General features: G+C 60.1%; 16 protein-coding genes. 13 read left to right on the plus strand and 3 right to left on the minus strand.

The annotated features are described in order from the left end of the window. The first annotated feature begins 14 nt into the window (after nucleotides 1-14). From A9Q02_RS10385 to istB, 4 genes are all read left to right on the plus strand, one after another. Nucleotides 15-602, plus strand: coding sequence for an ABC transporter substrate-binding protein (locus A9Q02_RS10385; RefSeq protein ID WP_141508832.1), 588 nt, complete (start codon nucleotides 15-17; stop codon nucleotides 600-602). Between the two features lie 671 nt (nucleotides 603-1,273). Continuing rightward, on the plus strand, nucleotides 1,274-1,477 hold the full coding sequence (locus tag A9Q02_RS10390; RefSeq protein WP_097652821.1) for a hypothetical protein: 204 nt from the start codon (nucleotides 1,274-1,276) through the stop codon (nucleotides 1,475-1,477). A 245-nt stretch (nucleotides 1,478-1,722) separates the two neighbouring features. Beyond that, the gene (istA, locus tag A9Q02_RS10395) at nucleotides 1,723-3,252 is read left to right on the plus strand and encodes an IS21 family transposase (protein ID WP_172450860.1); all 1,530 of its coding nucleotides are present in this window, start codon (nucleotides 1,723-1,725) and stop codon (nucleotides 3,250-3,252) included. After that, nucleotides 3,243-4,019 carry an IS21-like element helper ATPase IstB gene (gene istB / locus A9Q02_RS10400; RefSeq protein WP_097652835.1) on the plus strand — a complete coding sequence of 259 codons (777 nt, stop codon included), beginning with the start codon at nucleotides 3,243-3,245 and terminating at the stop codon, nucleotides 4,017-4,019. Before istA ends, istB begins: the two co-directional genes overlap by 10 nt. Before the next feature lie 180 nt (nucleotides 4,020-4,199). On the opposite strand, the gene A9Q02_RS10405 is transcribed toward istB, so the two are convergent. Continuing rightward, nucleotides 4,200-4,595, minus strand: coding sequence for a hypothetical protein (locus A9Q02_RS10405; RefSeq protein WP_141508834.1), 396 nt, complete (start codon nucleotides 4,593-4,595; stop codon nucleotides 4,200-4,202). A 390-nt stretch (nucleotides 4,596-4,985) separates the two neighbouring features. Between A9Q02_RS10405 and A9Q02_RS10410 the strand changes: the two genes are divergently transcribed. From A9Q02_RS10410 to A9Q02_RS10435, 7 genes are all read left to right on the plus strand, one after another. Then, the gene (locus tag A9Q02_RS10410; RefSeq protein ID WP_097652841.1) at nucleotides 4,986-6,122 is read left to right on the plus strand and encodes a hypothetical protein; all 1,137 of its coding nucleotides are present in this window, start codon (nucleotides 4,986-4,988) and stop codon (nucleotides 6,120-6,122) included. Nucleotides 6,123-6,232: 110 nt separating this feature from the next. Then, a complete protein-coding gene (locus A9Q02_RS23700) occupies nucleotides 6,233-6,493 on the plus strand; it encodes a hypothetical protein (protein WP_141508836.1) in 261 nt (86 codons plus the stop codon). 25 nt (nucleotides 6,494-6,518) lie between these two features. Continuing rightward, complete coding sequence (locus tag A9Q02_RS10415) at nucleotides 6,519-6,935, plus strand: hypothetical protein (RefSeq protein ID WP_097652843.1); 417 nt, start codon at nucleotides 6,519-6,521, stop codon at nucleotides 6,933-6,935. Nucleotides 6,936-7,142: 207 nt separating this feature from the next. Beyond that, on the plus strand, nucleotides 7,143-9,944 hold the full coding sequence (locus A9Q02_RS10420) for a hypothetical protein (RefSeq protein ID WP_141508838.1): 2,802 nt from the start codon (nucleotides 7,143-7,145) through the stop codon (nucleotides 9,942-9,944). 468 nt (nucleotides 9,945-10,412) lie between these two features. Further along, nucleotides 10,413-11,846: an ATP-binding protein gene (locus tag A9Q02_RS10425; RefSeq protein WP_097652847.1), complete on the plus strand. Its 1,434-nt coding sequence runs from the start codon at nucleotides 10,413-10,415 to the stop codon at nucleotides 11,844-11,846. A 243-nt stretch (nucleotides 11,847-12,089) separates the two neighbouring features. Further along, on the plus strand, nucleotides 12,090-13,019 hold the full coding sequence (locus A9Q02_RS10430; RefSeq protein WP_097652849.1) for an ATP-binding protein: 930 nt from the start codon (nucleotides 12,090-12,092) through the stop codon (nucleotides 13,017-13,019). Between the two features lie 576 nt (nucleotides 13,020-13,595). Beyond that, complete coding sequence (locus tag A9Q02_RS10435; RefSeq protein ID WP_097652851.1) at nucleotides 13,596-13,925, plus strand: DUF4326 domain-containing protein; 330 nt, start codon at nucleotides 13,596-13,598, stop codon at nucleotides 13,923-13,925. A gap of 370 nt (nucleotides 13,926-14,295) precedes the next feature. Here A9Q02_RS10435 and A9Q02_RS10440 read toward each other — a convergent pair whose 3' ends face one another. Next, a complete protein-coding gene (locus A9Q02_RS10440; RefSeq protein WP_097652853.1) occupies nucleotides 14,296-15,078 on the minus strand; it encodes a hypothetical protein in 783 nt (260 codons plus the stop codon). 332 nt (nucleotides 15,079-15,410) lie between these two features. Here A9Q02_RS10440 and A9Q02_RS10445 point away from each other — a divergent pair, with 332 nt between their 5' ends. Then, entirely contained in the window at nucleotides 15,411-16,517 is a 1,107-nt protein-coding gene (locus A9Q02_RS10445) for an RNA-guided endonuclease InsQ/TnpB family protein (RefSeq protein WP_097652855.1), read from the plus strand. Nucleotides 16,518-17,409: 892 nt separating this feature from the next. Here A9Q02_RS10445 and A9Q02_RS23705 read toward each other — a convergent pair. Continuing rightward, complete coding sequence (locus tag A9Q02_RS23705; RefSeq protein ID WP_141508840.1) at nucleotides 17,410-17,892, minus strand: hypothetical protein; 483 nt, start codon at nucleotides 17,890-17,892, stop codon at nucleotides 17,410-17,412. Between A9Q02_RS23705 and A9Q02_RS10455 the strand changes: the two genes are divergently transcribed. Then, nucleotides 17,877-18,677: a hypothetical protein gene (locus tag A9Q02_RS10455; protein WP_097652859.1), complete on the plus strand. Its 801-nt coding sequence runs from the start codon at nucleotides 17,877-17,879 to the stop codon at nucleotides 18,675-18,677. The two genes, A9Q02_RS23705 and A9Q02_RS10455, sit on opposite strands and share 16 nt — an antisense overlap. The last annotated feature ends 237 nt before the right edge of the window (nucleotides 18,678-18,914 follow it).

The following is an 18,914-nucleotide window of genomic DNA, read 5'->3' on the forward strand; positions in this document are numbered from 1 at the left end:
CGTGAGGCGTGATTGTGGTCGTGCCATTCAAAGGCAATATGCCTGACCTGTTATTCAACTACGTGTGCCAAAAACAGGGTCTTGACCCCACGACAGACCTGACCCTGTATTATGCCAACTCGCCCCAACAGGCGGCTCAGTTGCTTCTGTCGGGGGAAAAATCCATTGCTGTCCTGACCGAGCCACTCTCGACCCAAATTTTGCTCAAATCCAAGGCCACCGAATCCTCGCTGTACCGCTCCATCGATATGCAAGTCGAATGGAGTGCGGCTTCGGGATTGGGGCAGCGCATCCCAATTGCTGGCACCGTTGCCCTGCCAGCGATCCAGGATAACCCCGAAGCGATCGAGCGCTTTATGCAGGAATACAGGCTGGCGGTTGAATGGATCAAAGCCAACCCGGATCAAGCCGGACAATTAGGGGCAGCGATTGAACAGTTGGGCTTTGAGGCCCCGGCAATTGCCGAATCACTCAAGAACACCCGCTGGGATTTTGTCCAGGTTAAAGACTGCCAGGAGGATCTCGAGGCCTTTTTCATGGCCCTTTCTAAGACAAAGCTCCTAGATAGGAATAGTACCTGGGGCTACATTTTGGGTCTCTAGTCGACGAGATGAGGGCAAGGCTGAGGTACAGTATGACGCTGGGTGCGGTGCTGCGTCGCAGGACGGATCCACTGCTCTCATTTACTTAGTACCGATTCGGGTCGTTTTGCGCTTGTCTTTTTGATGATTGTTGCGACTGTTGCACTTAGTTGTGGCGGCAGAACTGTGAATTGGCAGCCCCGAAGTGGGCCACCGCTACTGTGCCCTGGCAAGCACAGGCGTTGGCGCTCATCACAGCTGAGCTGTATGGTGACGGCATGATTGCGTACACCCGCTGCCCCGCAGCGCATCCCGCCTTCTCTCGCTAGGCTGCATCCAACCATTACAGGGACTTAATGACGGCCTGTCGCTTTGATTGGCCCCTAGCACAGATCGCGACGGTAAACGAGGCGCTCGACGAAACGCGGGATGAGCCAGCACCAGGCGACCTCTTCACGCTGCCACGGGGCACCTTATGATGCCGGGAACATCGTACGCGAAGGGGTCGTAATGCCAACGATTCGTGCAAAGCGGGGATGCGGGGACACGATGAAGGGATCATGGCAACGGTCGCTGCTCGCTCAGCGCCGCCTGCGTTGGGGTGGCCGCCGCCCGCTGGCGCACTCACCCCAACGCAGGCGGCGCAGTCAGCTTGACCGAGACACCGTCATCCTTGTCCCTATGCGGTCAATGTGACAGCGAACCCCGTTCATACGCAGCGCTTTGCGGTCAATGTGACAGCGAACCCCGTTCATACGCAGCGCTTTGCGGTCAATGTGACCGCAAACCCCGCGTCGGCTACGGTGATCACGCCGCGTGGCGGGCCGACCCTGCCCGTACATACCCCCCTGACAACCGAACACCCCCGCCGTCCACCGCGCCAAGCAGCGCGGTGAGCAGCGGGGGTGCGTGGACACCAGGGAACGATCACGGCAGGGTCGTGCCCCTGCCTGTCAGTTTAGGCCCTATACTGTACCAATCGGTTGCAGCGAACGGGTACCACCCACTTGTGGCAATGGGGTACCAGCATCCTTGCAGCAGACGGGTACCATCGCTTCCGTAGCTCCCGATATTGCCGTATGCTCTCCCAAAGGTTCATCCTTACAGGGAGATAGCTATGGCCGGACGGAGCACAGACCTCATGGACGTACGTGAACTTCTTCGCCACTTACGGAGTATCTCCAGTGACCGGGCAGTCGCCCGCACGCTGGGACTCCATCGCAAGACGGTATTGCGCTACCGCATCTGGGCACGTCAGCAGGACTTGCTCAGCGACACCCCGCTGCCGGCGCTGGACGAGTTGCAGGATCTGGTCCAGCGCACGCTGACTAGTCCACCACCCCCACAGACCGTCTCTTCGGTCGAGCCGCATCGCGACCTCGTCGTCGACCTGCGCGCACGCAAGGTCGAAGTGGCGGCTATCCATCAGCGCCTCACCGAACGGGGCTTCACCGGCAGCTACGATGCGGTCTATCGCTTCGTCCGCCAGCTTGAACCCCGTACGCCCGAGGCCACCGTCCGGGTCGAGCGCGCCCCAGGCGAGGAAGCGCAGGTCGACTTTGGCGCGGCGGGCAAACTCATCGACCCCGTGACCGGCCTGCTCCGCACCGCCTGGGCCTTTGTGATGACCCTGGCGTTCAGTCGGCACCAGTATGTGGAGTTCGTCTTTGACCAGACCATCGCGACCTGGATCCGGCTGCATGTCAACGCCTTCGCCTCCTTCGGTGGCGTGCCCGAGCGCGTGGTCTGCGATAACCTGAAGGCCGCCATCGTCGTTGCCCTGCGTGACGACCCACTCGTGCAGCAGACCTACCGCGAGTGTGCCGAACACTACGGCTTTCTCATCGACCCGTGCCGCGTCGCCACGCCCGAACATAAAGGCAAGGTCGAGAGCGGAGTACACTACGTCAAGCGAAATTTCCTGGCCGGGCGTGCCTCGTCCCGCCTGCCGGATGCCAACGTGGCCGTGCGCGAGTGGTGCATGACGACAGCCGGTGAACGGACGCACGGGACGACCTTCGCGCAGCCGCGCATCCAGTTCGAGACCATCGAGCGGGCCGCGCTGCGCCCCCTGCCGTTACCTGCCTACGACCTGGCGATCTGGAAGGAGGCCACCGTCGCCCGCGACTGCTACGTCGTGTTTGAGAAAAGCTTCTATTCCGTGCCATTCCGGCTCATCGGTCAGACGGTGCGCGTGCGGGGCGGCAGCCAGCGGCTGCAGATCTACACGACCGACTACGCGCTGGTTGCAACCCATCCCCGGGCCACGGCTCCCGGCGAACGGCATACGCACCTTGACCATTTGCCACCCGAAAAGATTCCCGGGCTGCTGCAGACGCGTGACGGCTGCCGGGCGGCAGCCCAGGACATTGGCCCGGCCACGGCCGAGGTGGTGGAGACGCTGCTGAGCGACCCGGCTCTGGAACGTCTCCCCACGGTGGGACGCCTGCTCCGCCTGCGGGAAGCCGCTGGCGACGAGCGACTGGAAGCGGCGTGTGTGCGTGCGCTGGCCTTTGACGACCCGCGCTACCAGACCATTAAGGGCATCCTGGATGACGGGAGCGAGCACGCGCCGCTCCCGGAACCAGCGCATGCGGCACCGGCGAACACGTTCGCCCGCAATGCGCACGAATTGCTCGGCCATCTGTTTGGAGGTGTGCAATGGACGTAAGTGCCAGCCAGTTGACCGGCAAGCTCAAGCAACTGCGCCTGTCTGGCGTGCTCGACACGCTGGCCGTCCGTGAGCGGCAGGCGATTGACGGGACGTGGTCGTACCTTGCGTTTCTCGAACAGTTGCTGGAAGACGAGGTAGAGCGGCGGGCGCAGAAGCAACTGGCGCTGCGGCTGCGGCGCGCGGCCATCGGGAGCAGCAAGACCCTGGAGGGGTTCGACTGGCAGTTCAACGGGAGCATCAACCGGCAGCAGATATTGCAGGTGGCAAGCGGGACGTACCTCCGCGAGCGGCGGAACGTGCTGATCTACGGGCCGAGCGGGGTAGGCAAAAGCCACCTCGCGCAGGCGCTGGCGCACGAGGCATGCCGACAGGGCTATGACGTGCTGTTTGCCAACACACACAAACTGCTCCAGCACCTCAACGGTGGACGGGCGGATGGAAGTTGGGAACGGCGATTGGCGAGCGCGGTGCGGCCTGACCTGCTGATCCTGGACGACTTCGGGCTCAAACCCCTGACATCCGTGATGGCGGAAGATCTCTACGACGTGATTGCCGAGCGCTACGAACAGGGGAGCATCCTGTTGACGAGCAATCGGGCACCATCGGAGTGGCCGGATCTGTTCGGCAGTCCGCTGCTGGCGTCAGCGGGGTTAGACCGGCTGGCGCATCGGGCCGAGACGGTGATTATTACGGGGCAGAGCTACCGCGCCCAGGGGCGGGTGCGGTTTGAACAGGAGGTGCGTCAGGCCGATCCAGTGGCGTAGACTCAGTTAAGCGTGACAGGCGGCATGGTCGTGGGAGCTACGGAGCCGCCAGTCACCCAGCGGGTGGGACAGGATGCCTGCCTGCTGGTACCCAATTGCCGCAAACGCTTGGTACATTCCTGCCACAAAACCTGGTACACTCCCGGCCACAACTTGACACCCTGCCCACACAGTGCGTGCTCAGCGCCGCCCAAGGCGGCGCGTGGCCGCCGCCCGCTGGAGCACCCGCCCCAACGCCTGCGGTACCTCGCGCAGCCGCGCCACCGGCAGCGTGTCCGCGGCGCCAAAGATGCCCTCCAGCCGCTCCAGATGTTCCTGGGGGCCGACATAGACACCCACCACGAGCGTGCCCTGCCGCCGCACCGTCGCGACCGTCGCGCTCACCATGGCCGCCGGTTCGTCCGTCGGCACCCCATCGTGCAGGTACAGGATCAGGCGCGTCGCTTCGGGTCGCTGGGCCAGCATGGCTTGCACTGCATACACCGATGTGCTTTGCCAGACGATCGATGCAGCGATCAACGCTTTGGGGCCTTGCTGCGCAACGATCTTGAGCCTTGTCGACGGGATGGTTGACACCACGAGACACAAGCAAAGCTCCGCAACTCCGCGCCGCTACGCCCTGGGGCCTTTGCGTTGTTACCCGTGCCCGCTCCGGTCAGGCAGTACAAACCATACGGCACCGAATGATGCTTGCACAAAACGACTGAAATCAGGTATACTTTCTATGTTACACATCCCAAAAATCAACTGGACTTCTCGTTCCAACGAGGCGTCCCACGAGCAGATGGTGGTGCGCAACCAAACCATACGAGATACGAGACGGTTATCTGACTGCGAGGCCTCACTGGGAGGCCTTCTATCAAACCAGCGTAAACGTGCATCCGCCCAACGACACCGGTGTGAGCCGTCTCAAGCGCTCAGATCCCCTTCTACACCGTCGGTCTTGTGCGACAAGGAGGCCGCCCCATGCCAGCCACCCCCGCAGGCAATGATCCGCTCGACCAGTTCATCCTTCGTCCAGAGTTGCTCACGCCCGATATCATCTCCCTAGAATTTCTGCCTCTCCCGGAAACCGCCGTTGCAAATGCCACCGTTGATCTTAGCCGATTCTTTACGGAGGACTCGGCGCAAGTCAAACGCTTTCGGGCCTTGGAACGACTGATCGACCGACAACTCCAGGCTTTCCAGGCAGAGAAAGGCGTCAAGTCAGTCGTAACGCTTGGCGATATGGAGAAAATTAGGACGTGGCTCAATCCCAACACCCTCTACCTCTACGATAAGAACGCACCGATCGTGAGCCTGGATTGGATGCCGGTCGATACCCATGCTCTGGTTGGTGAATTGATGAGGTTGTGCAAAGAGACTCAAACCTGGATCGCCCCCCTGCGCACCAGGCCGCTGCCAGGAACTTGGAAAAACATCATCCGGTTGCCCTTTGATATCATCAAAATGCAGGACTCGCGTACGGATCGTTATAATTCGTTTTTCGGGCAGGCCATGCACGAACTCATCCATCATGCCGAATTTGAGCGTGGATTGCACCAGACTGAGAACTGGGCGTATACTGCCTACAAGGAGCGCAATGCCACCTTTTGGGATTATCAATTCCAAGCCGTGTCTGACATCGCTCAAGCCGAAGAAATCTTGATGGATGATGCACGTGAGTCTGAATTCTTCGCGGCACTTGACCGTTTGTTGAATGCTTTTCTGGGCATGCAGCAATGGGAAGCCGGGAAGGCGGTTGCGGGCATTCAAAATATCAAGCAGGAGCGCTACCAAACCTGGGGACCCGATCATGCTCAATTGCATGATCTGATGGGTATCTCCATGCGTTCGCGCGCCATCCTGGAACATTACGATAGTGGCGTGTGTGGCGCACGCCTCGCCGTGGCAGCGCGGTTGATTATCTGGCGACTCTCGTTTGATGCTGAAGCACAGAAAGTGCGACAGCAGGCATTGCAATTCACCAGGCTCCACGCAATGAGCGACCAAGAAGCGCAAGAACATATGCAGATGATTGATGCCCAACTGCATGCAAAGCGCCTAGCGTTTGAAAAGGAGTTTGAAGCAACGTACTATCCTCCACCGCTACCAGGTGAGTGACGATGAGCAAGCAAGACAGCGTTGCGTGGGATAAGGCGGTGACCTGCCCATATCCAGCCGTACAAGCATATGCGATACGCGGTGGGGATGAATGATGCGGAGCGTTCATCATGAGCATGCTCATAACATTAGGTAGTTGCGGCATTGGCTTAGTCTGGGGATGGTTACTCGGTAGCTTCGAGGGCCATCTTCGTAAGGCAAGCCTCAGTGTTCCCCTCCTCGCAGGTGCGAGCCTGATCCTGGGAGGCAGCTTTGTTGTTCTCTACGGTTGGGTTCCCGTCATCTTTGCCGGCATTGCAGCGGGTGGTGCGGTTCTCTTGCATCTCGGATGGCGCCAGGAGTTGCGTCGGCGTACTTCTGAGACCCCGTGAAGGTTTTTTGTTGAGGAGAAAACGTATGGAGACCACAGAGACTGCTACAACGATTCAGTTAGTCGGTGCTGGAGCTTTTGGGGTCGTTATCGGGTGGTACATCTATTTCATCAATCGCTATCGGAAAGGCGATGTGCAACTCAGTGATTTAGTCACGCTTATCGGCATCCTGGGTGGTGGTAGCATCCTCGCTCTGTTTCCAGCCCGTAGTGATCTCTTTGGAGCCTTCGGGATCGGGTTAGCGATCGGATTCTTTGGCTACTTCATTGTGCTCATCTTTCTCGTCGGCACTTCAAAGAATTTTACCGTTGACTGGTTCCTTGATGGACGGCGCACCCTCCCAGATGGCAAGGAGGGCTATCCAGATGACCCCGATCGTCGCGATCGTCCAATGGAAGGGGGGGCATCTGGGACAGGCGGCGGACCGACACCAATTAATTGAAGCGTGCTGAGCAGGGATGGAAGATCGTGGAACTGGCGATCCAACCTGATCATATCCACATAAGCAAAGACCGTACCGCATAGCAAGGAGGGGGCGATGTCAAGGCAAAAGCAAGAGCGACTACTTGCAGACGTAGTTGGTCGGGCATTCGTCACGTTTGATCCGACAGGACGACTTGCAACCCAGAGGCACGAACCTGGGGAAGCCTTGAACCTTCAGGTGGTGAGCCTGTTCCAGTTGTATGCTGCCATAAGTGTGCTGGTACGCGATACATGGCTTTACCTGGAAGATTACCCTCGCGATGACGCGGTCAACTTTCAAGCAATCGTCATCCCAATCATCGAAACTGATCAGCGGCAGTATCCTGCTACGACCATTTTCCGCTCAGCGGAGCAACTGGCTGCACGCGATCCAGCAGGATCATGGAAGACCCCTGAGGGTTTTATGGCTGCAGCTGCGGCTGCGCGTCCTACCATCGAGGGCCTTGACGCCTGGCAAATAGTTCATAAGCAAACCACAGAACCGGGTCAACAGATCGTCAGCGCGTTATCCCGACAATGTGGTGAGGCCTTGAGCCAGATATTCCGCCAACGTGATCTCGTTCATAGGGAACGCATCTTACGTGTTGTCAACATCTATCAGCAGCACTGCTTCGCAGAGGATCCTGTGTGGTATTCCCTCGTTGCCGTCGTAAGCACCGCTGTGGTTAGTCAATGGTCACTGGTTAACAATCTCGCTCCTCTCTTTCATGAGAGCGCATGGCCGTTCTCTCAAGCATCACCTCTGCTCTTTCCCGATCTTCCAGACGTTCCGTTAGTTCCCACTAGCCCAAAATCGCTATCATCCTTGCTAACTGAAATAATCAATCGCACGGGTGGCAAATTAAAGACCGAGACAAGTTCTGATTTCCGTTTTCATCAAGATAACGTTGCTATGGATCTGTTAACACTTGGGCTAACAGACAAGAGCAATAGCGGCCCGCTCTGGGAGGACTCCCCATGGACGGGCGCGCTCACTCCCAATCCCAGAAAAAGCGTGAAGAAAGACGCTTTTGGTCGAAGCAAAGTGGGAGGCATAGGATTAGTTGGTCGTCAAAGATCTGAAACGCTTCGATCAGACTTTACACCTGAGCCTGAGGATTATGAGACTCCAGAACCTCAGGACGAGGACACACCTAGAGCTGAAGCGGTAGACTTTGCTGCCACGCCAAAGCGTCAACCAAGCTATGCGCATACTGGTTTCAGCGAAGATGAGGCTTACGAGCGTGAGCTTGACCCCACCATACCCCTGAAAGCTGGACAGTCCTATCTGTTCTGGTTTGAGCTTAGTCCAAACCCCACCCTCCCTGGTGCAATCGAAGAAGACAATGTTCCCTTCGATCCAAAGGGTGAATTGCCCCTCGATGCGGAGATCGATGTGGTGCTATATACCTTTCCCAATGGCATTGACATAGATCTTGGCGAAGCTGATTTTGGTCAACTAACACTACAGCCAGACGGATCAGGGCGCGTAACTCATCAACCGGGGGGGCGGGTCTCAATTAAAGGCAAAGGTACCCAGCGGCTTTTCTTCCCCGTCCGTACCCCATCACTCGATGGAGAGGCACAACTTCGCTGCAGCATCTATTACAAACAGATCCTGCTTCAATCACGTTTGATTCAGGTGCAGGTAAGCCATAACCCAAGTAAACAAGAGGCAGCAATGCTGCGCTCATTTGTTGAATACACACGGATGGACTTGCATTCCGACACACTCAATGATGTTGAGGAACAAAAACTCAGTGTTATGTTTAATCCGAACAGTAATGCTACGCATGAGTTGCGCTTCTTTGGCTCGACAAAGGTCACAAGCAGTGCGCATCCGGATGCACATAAGCTTCAAGCGTTCATTGACATCGCTCGTGATGCATTACGAAAAGTAGCATGGGGAACTACAGAAGAATGGGATGAGAAAAAACACTCATATCGGTATACACAGGAGAGGGTTATTACACATGAACAACTCAAAAAAGATCTTGTCATCCTAGCCAAAGCGGGTTACCGGATTTATGATGCTATTATCAATGCGTTCGCAGGGGGGAATCAAGCCGCCGATCAGCTTGCAGAACTTATGCGTGCCTCCGGAAGGTTGGAGTTGGTAATTAAAAAAGAACCCAATCATATTCTTCCGATCGCGCTGATGTATGATTACCGTCTAGATGACGCTTTAGATCCTGACGCCTACACCCTATGCCCCGCTTTTTGCGACGCGCTTAAAGATAATACGCCTCTGTGGGAAACACGCTGTTTCACTGGCACTTGCCCGAGTAGGGATAGAGAAAACAACATGATTTGCCCAAGTGGCTTCTGGGGTTTTCGCCATCCCCTGGGCATACCGATATCGATCCCAGAGGCAACCAATCTGCCAGTTGTGATCACCTGGCGTCATCAACTGAATCTTATCATAGGCGTTGCGACGGATCTTGAATATAAACAACATCATCAACAGTTCAAAGATCGTCCAATTCCTCCCCTGCGCATTCAAACTGGAGATAGTCGTGACAATTTAATCAAATATCTTCGAGGTACACCACCTCCTGAATTAGTGTATTTTTTCTGTCATGGTGGAGAGGACGGGAATGTTTGTTACATCAGAGTAGGTTCAGAGTCAGAAAGGGGTTTTACAAGATCTAATATAAGAGGCCATAAGATCAACTGGTCACAGTCACATCCACTCGTTTTCATCAATGGCTGTCATACGGCTGCGCTTCAGCCGCAACGGGCGCTTGATTTGATCAGTGGCTTCATTGAAAATGCGGCTGCGTCAGGGGTCATTGGTACCGAGATAACGTGCTTTGAGTCACTGGCACGCCCTTTCGCTGAACATTTCTTCGATCACTTCTTCGCTGGGGTCGAAGCCGGAGAAGCCCTCCGCAGGGCGCGTCTGGCTTTGCTAAAGTTGAAAAATCCACTTGGCCTGATCTATCTCCCTTTCATGTTGCCAAGCTTGCGGCTCAAAGAAGCTAGCTGAGAGCCTGTGATCATCTGCGTGCGTGCTAGGTACGTGCAATCAGAGAAGATAGCGGTCGTCCCATCCCGTGCTTCCCCGGACGCCGTGACCACGACGTGTCTGCTTTGTTGCGCTTGACCCGTCCCCACCCCTGGATCAGTGCAAAACCTTGTACCATCACGACTCCAACGCAGCGACCGCCGCAGCACGGCGCGCGCCGCATGCGCAGATCTGGCCGGACCCGCCTCGGCCCGCATAGGCAAGGCCCGCAACGGATGCCCTGAGGCCCCGCTGGAAGCACGCAGCGCGAGAGGTCGCATCAGGCAGCACTCCTCACGAAGGCGGTCATACCGCCGCCGCCACGGGTGCGCAGTATGACACGAGGCCGCGCCGTACGCGGGTGGCTGGCCCTGGTACGCGCCCCTTCGCAAAAGAGACATTGCACGAGTATAATACTGAAGCGATGTCTCTTTTTCGGGGAGGTGACCAGTGTTTGTTGATCGCACCGCTGAACTAGCCATGCTCCAGACGTTGCTTGAGCGCAAGCAGAGTGAATTGTTGCTGCTCTACGGCCGCCGCCGCGTTGGCAAGACCGCGTTGTTACGCGAATGGGCAAGCCGCAGCGGCCTCCCCTGGAGCTATTGGATGGCCCAGAAGGAGTCGGCAGAACTGCAGCGGCGCCGCCTGGCTGCGATCCTCCGCGGACGACCGCCCTCCGCCACCGGCCCGGCCTTCGCCAGTTGGTCTGATCTGTGGGACGATGTGGCGACCCTTGTCCGTGATGATCGCCGCATCCTCATCCTCGATGAATTGCCTTGGGCCGTCGAAGCTGATGGTGCCATGCTCTCCGCACTCCAGTATGCCTGGGATCTGCATTTCCAGCAGCGCAACCTGATCCTCGTGCTCTGCGGCTCCCACATCCGCACCATGGAAACGCTGCTCAGTCGCCAAACACCCCTCTTTGGGCGTCTCACCGCTCAGTATTATCTCCAACCCTTGCCATTCGGTGCCCTGCGCGACTTCTTTCCTGACTGGAGTCCTGAGGCTCAGGTGGCTGCTTATGCGATCCTCGGTGGCGTCCCTCAGTATCTCGCTTGGTTTCGCCCTCAGGTCGGGCTGAGTGCGAACATCCGTCAGGCGATTCTCGCACCGATCAGCATGGCCCTGGCTGAAATTGAACTGTTACTGGCCGACGAGGTGCGTGATATCCGTACCTATCTGACCGTCTTGAACGCGCTTGGCGAGGGTGCTCATGCCTTGAAGGAGATCGCCAATGCCACGATCATTGCTCCAACCAACCTCACCAAGTATCTGGGTGTGCTGCAAGAGTTGCGGCTGGTTGAGCGGCGCATCCCCGCGACCGTCCCGCCAGCCTTGCAGGCACGCTCCAAGCAGGGGCGGTATCACCTGATCGATCCATTCCACCGGTTTTATTTTCGCTTCCTCCGGCCGCATCAGGCCGAGATTACCTATCAACCCGATCAGGTGCTCACCCAGATCCAAGCCGGGCTCCGGGCCTTTGTGGGGCAGACGGCCTGGGAAGAACTGGCTCGCACCTGGGTGTTCACGCAAGGCCTGCGTGGGGCACTGCCGTTGACACCTGAGGTGATCGGGAGCCACTGGAGTCGCAGCGTGCAGGCGGATGTGGTGGCGGTGAGTTGGCGTGAACGGACGATCCTGATCGGTGAATGCAAATGGAGCACCGATGCGATCAATCGCCAACTCGTGCGTCATCTCATGGAGCACACCATCCCCCACACCGTTGCCGCACTGCCGGAAGGAGGTGCCGGGTGGCGGGTCATACCGGCGCTCTTTGCCCGAGCTGGGGCAACGCCTGAGGCCCACGCCCTGCTACGTGCGCAGGGCGGGATCATGGTGGATCTGCCAACCCTTTATGCCGATCTCGGTGCGGAGACCAGGTAGCAGGAGCGCATGGGGCAACGATGGGAGGCCCGAACCATGCGGTTCCACCGCATGGGTTCGCATCATACGCACGCGTCCCGTCGTCAACGACGCCAACGAGGCCTGCATTGGCAGTTCCTCGGTTACCCCGCGCCCAACGTGCCTTCCTGAACACCGTCCTCAGCCGCAGCGGCAGCGTACCGCGCCCGTGGCGCGGTGTGGGGGGCGTGCGATCATGAAAGCCTGACCTGAAAGGAGCCCCCTATGAATGATGGTGTGTCCGCCTCGATCCCGCCGGTTGATCTCCAGCACGTCTGCGGCCAGGAGCATGTCAAGCGAGCACTGGAAGTCGCCGCCGCCGGTGGGCACGCGATCGTGCTCACCGGTGCCCCTGGAGCTGGCAAGAGCTTGCTGGCCCGCACGATCGGGGGCATTGTCCCACCAGGCCCCGAGGCATCGTCCCGCCCCGTGTATGCCCCGAGCGTGACCTGCTCGGCCAGAACCCTCTTCGGCAGCAGGGCCGGTCGCGTGGTGCGTCCGGGCCTGGTCAGCCAGGCCGACGGCGGCGTTCTCATCCTCGATGACATCCACGCCTTCGCGAAGCATGTGCCCCGGTTGGTGTCGGTGCTCGACACCGGTGTGGTCACCCTGGCAACCGCGACCGGCACGACGAACGTGCCTGCCAACACGATGCTGGTCGCCACCACGCGCCCGTGCCCCTGCGGTTGGCACGGCGATGCCGCGCAGGTGTGCCACTGCTCACCGGCCCTGATCGCCCGCTGGCAGGCCAAGCTCCCCGCGCACCTCCGAGAGCACTGGGCCATCCACGTTGAGGTGCCTCGCATAAGCTATGAGCGCCTCAGCACCTCGCGGCTGGCAGAGGCCTCGGCTGCGGTGCGGGCGCGGGTGACCGCAGCCTGGCGCATCCAGGCCCAGCGCGCCGGGGGCAGCGATGGCTGGCGGGTCAACGCCCAGTTGAGTCCGGCCGATATCCGTACCCACTGCACCCTCGACGGCGCAGGCCAGAGCTTGCTGAAAGCTGCGATGCGCCAACTCGCCCTCTCTGCCGCCGCCTACCACAACGTGCTCCGGCTCGCCCGTACCATTGCCGACCTCGCAGGGGCCGAGGCGATCAGACCAGCACACGTGGCCGAGGCCATCCAGTACAGGCCACGACGGACTGGGGCTGCCTGATCGGTCGCGCACCGCAGGCGGCTTGATGGTGTCCACGACCGCGCAAGTGGCTCATCCGCTCGCACGGTCAGCCTGGGCATGACCGGCCAGGTCAGCCTCGAGACCGGAGAGGCTGGCTGAAAAGGCCTGATCGGGCGAAGGAGTCGTGCGCTATCCTGGGAGCGTGGGCAAGCCGCTCGCGCTCCTAGGACATATCCACACCCTCTTCAGCCAACTTCTGAGGGCCATCCCCAGGGCAGCAGTGGGGCCAACACATCGCGGGCAGAGGCCCTATTCAGGCTCAGCCCCCGCTGCGCTTCCAGGGAGACCGCAGGGTACTGCAACGCCGCCGCGTCGAGGCACGCCAGGCGGATGCGCAGGGCCGTGCGCTGCGCGAGCAGGGCACATGGGCCGCGATCAGATCCCGCGGTGGGCACAGGGAACAACGGGCGGAAGGGCGATCACCCGCTCGCATCAGTTACACGTGTCGTCACGCAAGGCGCACGTGCTCCAACGGGTACCACCTTGCGGTGGTGATGAGGCCGCACGCTGGATCTGCCGCCAGAGGGGCGGTTGGCGATCAGGAGGAACACTGAGATGGGACAGCATCGACGGATCACGGTTGTCCATCAACGGGCGATCACGGCGCAGCCAGGCGATCATTACATCGGGCGACCCTCGCCGCTTGGCAACCCCTTTGTCATCGGACGCGACGGCACGCGGGCAGAAGTCATTGCGCGCTACCGCACCTGGTTGCAGACGCACGTGGCCGCCGGGCCGGGAAATCGCGTATACGACGAACTCCAACGGCTCCGTGCGCGGGCGCACCAGCACCCGCTGCGGCTCGTTTGCTGGTGCGCCCCGCTGCCATGCCACGGCGATGTCATTGCGGAGGTGCTGCGCGACGGGATGCCTGGTTCGAAGTGAGGGAGCGTCATATGACGCCCCCTTGTTGCAGCCCGCAACCAGATCCCTTTTGAACCCGTCCTTTTGAACCCGTCCTTGCCCACCCTGGCCTGCCCCCACCCCGGCCCGCCCCCACCCTGGCCCGCCCCCGCCGCGCCCAAACCCACGCTCCTGGGGGCGGGAGGGCATGGCCCGCGTGGGCGGGCCATCAGGCGGACGGTGATCGACGGCAGTTACGCTTGGTGAAGCGCAAACGTTTCAGCCAAACTTCCTGGCGATAACCTTGGCGCATCAAGGTCTCTGGGAACAACGTGATCGCCTCGACAGCAGCTAGCACAGGTGGAAGGTAGCCCGCCCTCTTTGGTTTCAACGTGACTGCGCCATCATCGCCTCATTCTTGCGGACGTGATACGAGGGAACGTTCTGACCAGATTTCAAGATCATCGATCAGGAATTGCATGGTGAGTGGGGCCTCACTGGACGTTTTTTCAAACCGAGCAAGCACCGCCAGACCTAACAGATCGGTGGTGGCATTTTCACGCAAATTGAAGGCAATGGTCTGCCAACGACCCGGTGTTTGGGGAAGCCCTTCGCAGATATATTCACCACCATCAGGACGCACGCAGAGTACGGCATACGTTATGCGCACCCCTGTGTATGCTGGCCAGTAGACCCGGGCCACAATGGCATTGGCCTGAAAGCGTGGCGGTTGCGGTACATTGTCCAGGACATGAATGGCATGCAGATCAAACTCTTCGGTCGATGAAATTGGGGCTGAAAAACTGAGCGCTCTGCGCCCAGTAAATCCTGGGTCACGCAGTTCAATCTGTTGATTAGACGAAGCTCCATCGCCCGATGCCCAGAGCTTCAGATCAACTGGTTGCTCGAAGGTGTAGTAAGCAACCGTCTGTGTCCGTATGGGTTGGGTTGCCGCATCACGGTTGAAGTAGGTATACAGAACCAATGGCACCACAGCCACCAAGGCTCCGATGACGGCTCCCAGCAACGCGAATTGCCACCATGGGCGCGTAACCGGAACGGTTGCGGAGGTTGCGGAGTGGGCCGACGAACGCTCGATAAACTTGACCACCAGTGGCCCAATAATGGCCGTAATGATCGCTGTCGTCACGGAACTAGCCAGGCTGATCAACGCAATGAGGAGCGTATCCGACATCGACGACCTTCCCTTTCTGTGGCGATTCTGCGCCCATCGTTTGTCCGTGCTTGAGGAGCGGCTGCGCTGAGCTACGTCTAAAGCACCGTGGCTGATCGGCCCACCTACCCAGGCTCCCTAGGAAGAAGATCCGATAAGCATGGCTTGCTGTGCTTTGAGTTCCTGGTACGACTTGGTCGCGTAGTCATCTAACTCCCTTGGGATTTTATGGAAATAGCCCGTAAAACCCAGGAGCTTTAGCCCTGGGAGAGAAGGGCTTCACCCGCTTGAGCGGCTTTAGCCCAGACTAGCACAAATTTGCGTTTTAAACAAGGACGTGCTATGCTTAACCTATGCGAAAGAGTTTCAAATACCGCATCTACCTCACGAACGGCCAACGACGCATCCTTGAGCAGCAGCTTGAGGAGTGTCGTTGGGTGTATAACGAGACGCTTGCCGAACGCAAGCGGGCGTACGAGGAACGAGGCGAGTCGCTTCGGTTGTACGACACGCAAATGATGCTGCCGGTCTGGAAGATGACTCGTCCGTCGCTCACGTTGGTGCATAGTCAAGTCCTTCAAAACGTAAACATCAGGGTGGATCTCGCATTCCAAGCCTTCTTTCGTCGGGTAAAAGCGGGCGAAAATCCGGGCTATCCCAGGTTTAAAAGCTTCGGTCGGTACGACTCGATCACCTATCCGCAGTACGGGAACGGTGTGCGACTGGACGGCGAGCGGCTGATCCTCTCGAAAGTCGGCGCGGTGCATGTCGTGTTGCATCGCCCGGTGGAAGGCGCACCCAAGACGGTCACACTCCAGCGGTCGCCAACCGGCAAGTGGTACGCCTGCTTCTCGTGCGAAACGGAAGCGAACAAACTGCATCCGGTAGACAAGATCGTCGGCATTGACGTGGGACTGGCGTCGTTTCTCACCACATCCAGCGGCGGAACGGTTCCTAATCCTCGGTTCTACCGCAAGGACGAGGCAGATCTGGCGCGTGTTCAGCAACGATTGAGTGATGCGAAGAACCAACAAGACTGGGTTGCGTACCGCAAACGAAAGCGAGCAGTCGCTCACATTCACGAGCGAATTGCAAACCGGCGCACCGATTTTGCTCACAAGCTCAGTCGCGTGATGGTAAACACCTATCAAGTGATTGCCCTTGAGGATTTGGCCCCACTGGAGATGGGGCGCAGCCGTGGGATGCGCAAAAGCATTCGAGATGTGGCGTGGAGCCAGTTTGTCAGCATGACGTGCGTCAAAGCGGAAGAAGCTGGACGCACGGTGGTGTTGGTAGACCCCGCGTACACCTCTCAACGATGCTCGTCCTGCGGCGAACGCGTGAAGAAGACGTTGAGCGACCGCACCCACGCCTGTCCGCACTGCGGGCTGGTATTGGATCGGGATCATAATGCGGCGCTCAACATTCTGCATCGGGGTCTCCAGCAACTTCGTTTGTAGTCGTATGCGTGTGGGGCGGCACACTCTGAAGCCCAGGTGCTTGATCCCTGGGAGCCGTCACGGATCGGAAGGTACTCTGTTCGATCACCTTGTTCCCAGGTTGCCACCATGGCTTTGTAGGCTGATGCATGGACGATACATCTCAGGAGACAGGCCGGCCTCTCTTTTTCACGAATGAGCTGCGCTTTAATGAGCTGCGCTTTGTGGATAATCAGGTCTTCGCTGATCTGATTGAGGGGAACAAAAACATGGATGACCCACACGCGCCATGCGGCGAGGGTTGCTGCATCAGGGGTCTGATCTGGGGCGAAGAGATCGTTTGTGTCAAGCTTCGCGCGCAGTGCTTGGAGGAACATCGCGCCTGCCTTCGATGCAACCTACAAGGGGCCATAACATTCGTTCAGCATGCGGTTGATCAGTTCTCAACGCTCTTTTCTGCGCACTAATGCTCACTCATTGCGTTTCGTGATCCAGGAGCCGATCAGGGCAAGGAACACGGTTACCACCTATGGAGATCATTTCGATCCTCATGGCAGCTTGCTTGGGTCATGCTGATCACAACGCATGCGCGTATTGTCTCATATGGCGTAGCTGAAGGAAGATCTGCGCCTCCTTCGTCCTCACCCGCTGCCGGGCTAGCAGGCTGATACGCAGGCCGCACATGGTTGCGGCCTGCCGTGCGGCGGGCAGGCATCGAGCCCGCCCGCCCCACCTGCGCCCCTGCGCAGGGTGGTCGCCGCCATCCGGCGGACGACGCTGCCGCGTGGCCTGCCCCAACGGAGGTGCCCGCGCCCTGGCAGGCTCAAGCCCGGGCTAGGCGAGGAACCCCGCAACCTGATGCCGAGGCCCCGACGCCGCACGACCCCACCCACGAGGGAGGGCCACGCACCGCTCAGGCCAGGCCACGATCCCCCACCGCTGCCGTTGCGCGCGCCATCCATTGTGCGCCTGCGGCAGCATGGTCACGGGGGCTGCCGCCACCCGCCCGCCATGCGGGACCCACCCCCGCCGGGCCGGGCGCATGGCGGGGGGCGGGCCGGGCCTGGCGGGCCGCAGGCGGCCCCGCCCGCCCCCATCGTTGCGTGGGGGGCCTGGTCACGAGGCGGCGGGTGACCAGGCCCCCACGCCCCGCCCGGAAGGAGTGGAAGGTGCGTGCAGCAGGGCTCCGCAGCATACCACCTTGCGCCTCGCTCGCCGGAAGCGGCACACCTGCGGCGGGGCGGCGGCTGTGCCCCCAGGCCTGGGGGAGGCCGCCCCGCCTGGCTGCGCTCGCGCCGGCGGCTCGGGAAGCGCGGCGGTGGGGGCCGCAGGCACCTGCTGGCGCACTGGGCGTCAGCGTTGTGCTGTTACGGAGACCCCATGAAGATTCGTGCAACCATGAACCACCTCGCGACCGTGGCCGTCCAGGAGATTGGCTTCTGTGTTGGCATCCACTGGCACACCGTTCCCCTCACCGCCCCGCCGCCCGGAGCGCTCACCGCCCGCTGTCGTTTGGTCACCGTGCTCTTTACCGGCCGTGAGCCGGCGCACCGCTACCATGCCGTGCTCCAACGTCAACACCTCGACTGTCACCCCGCCGCGCACATCCGTGAGCGCACCGTGCAGGCCGCTGACCAGACCTTGCGCGGCTTTGGCGTGACGGCCGTGCTTAGCCCACAGCAGACCGCGGCGGAAGGGCTGCGTCAGGCGCCACCGATCCAACACCAGGCGGGCACCCGCCGCTTCTTTGCCAGGCTGGCCCAGGCCGCGCGTCCGCAGCGACCCTGGTGGGACGACGACGCCGAGGCAGACAACCCCACCGACCGCTGGGCATACGATGCCTTTGTGCATCGTGCTGACGCTGCCTACAACGACGAACTGGAACACGAATTGGCGCAGATCGAGGCCGCCTACAATGCCAAGCTCAGCGGGGCGGGTGGCGCGAGCCGCCGAGCGGCGCTGGCCTCGGTCGAGGCGCTCGTGGCCTATGCCCGTCGCCGCGAGGTGACCCCTGACGAGTTCGCGCGGCGCAACGCGGCGCGGCAAGCTGAGCAAGAGGCCTGGCTCGCCACGCAACGCCAGCGTGAAACCGAGCGGGCACAGGCCCTCGCTGCGGATGCCGCTGAGGTTGCCATGGCCCTGCGCCGCTCGCCCAGCGCACGCCAGCGGCGCACAGCCTGACCGACCGCGCGGCCACGCTGCCAGGCAGCGTGGCCGCGCCAATGGGCCACAGGGCGTGGGCCCAGCTGGGTGATCATCGTCCGCAGGCTACGTGCGACCGTGACCGCCTGATGGGTTCCCCGCCGCAGTGCGGCCGCGCCCTTTCCCAAGCGATCGCATCCAGCACGGGCCTACCGCACCCGCCGGTGCGGTCAGGGGAGGACACGGCAAGCCGCGCCCGCGCCCAGGCGCACGTGT

The sequence above is a fragment of the Candidatus Chloroploca asiatica genome, assembly GCF_002532075.1.
GTDB lineage: Bacteria > Chloroflexota > Chloroflexia > Chloroflexales > Chloroflexaceae > Chloroploca > Chloroploca asiatica.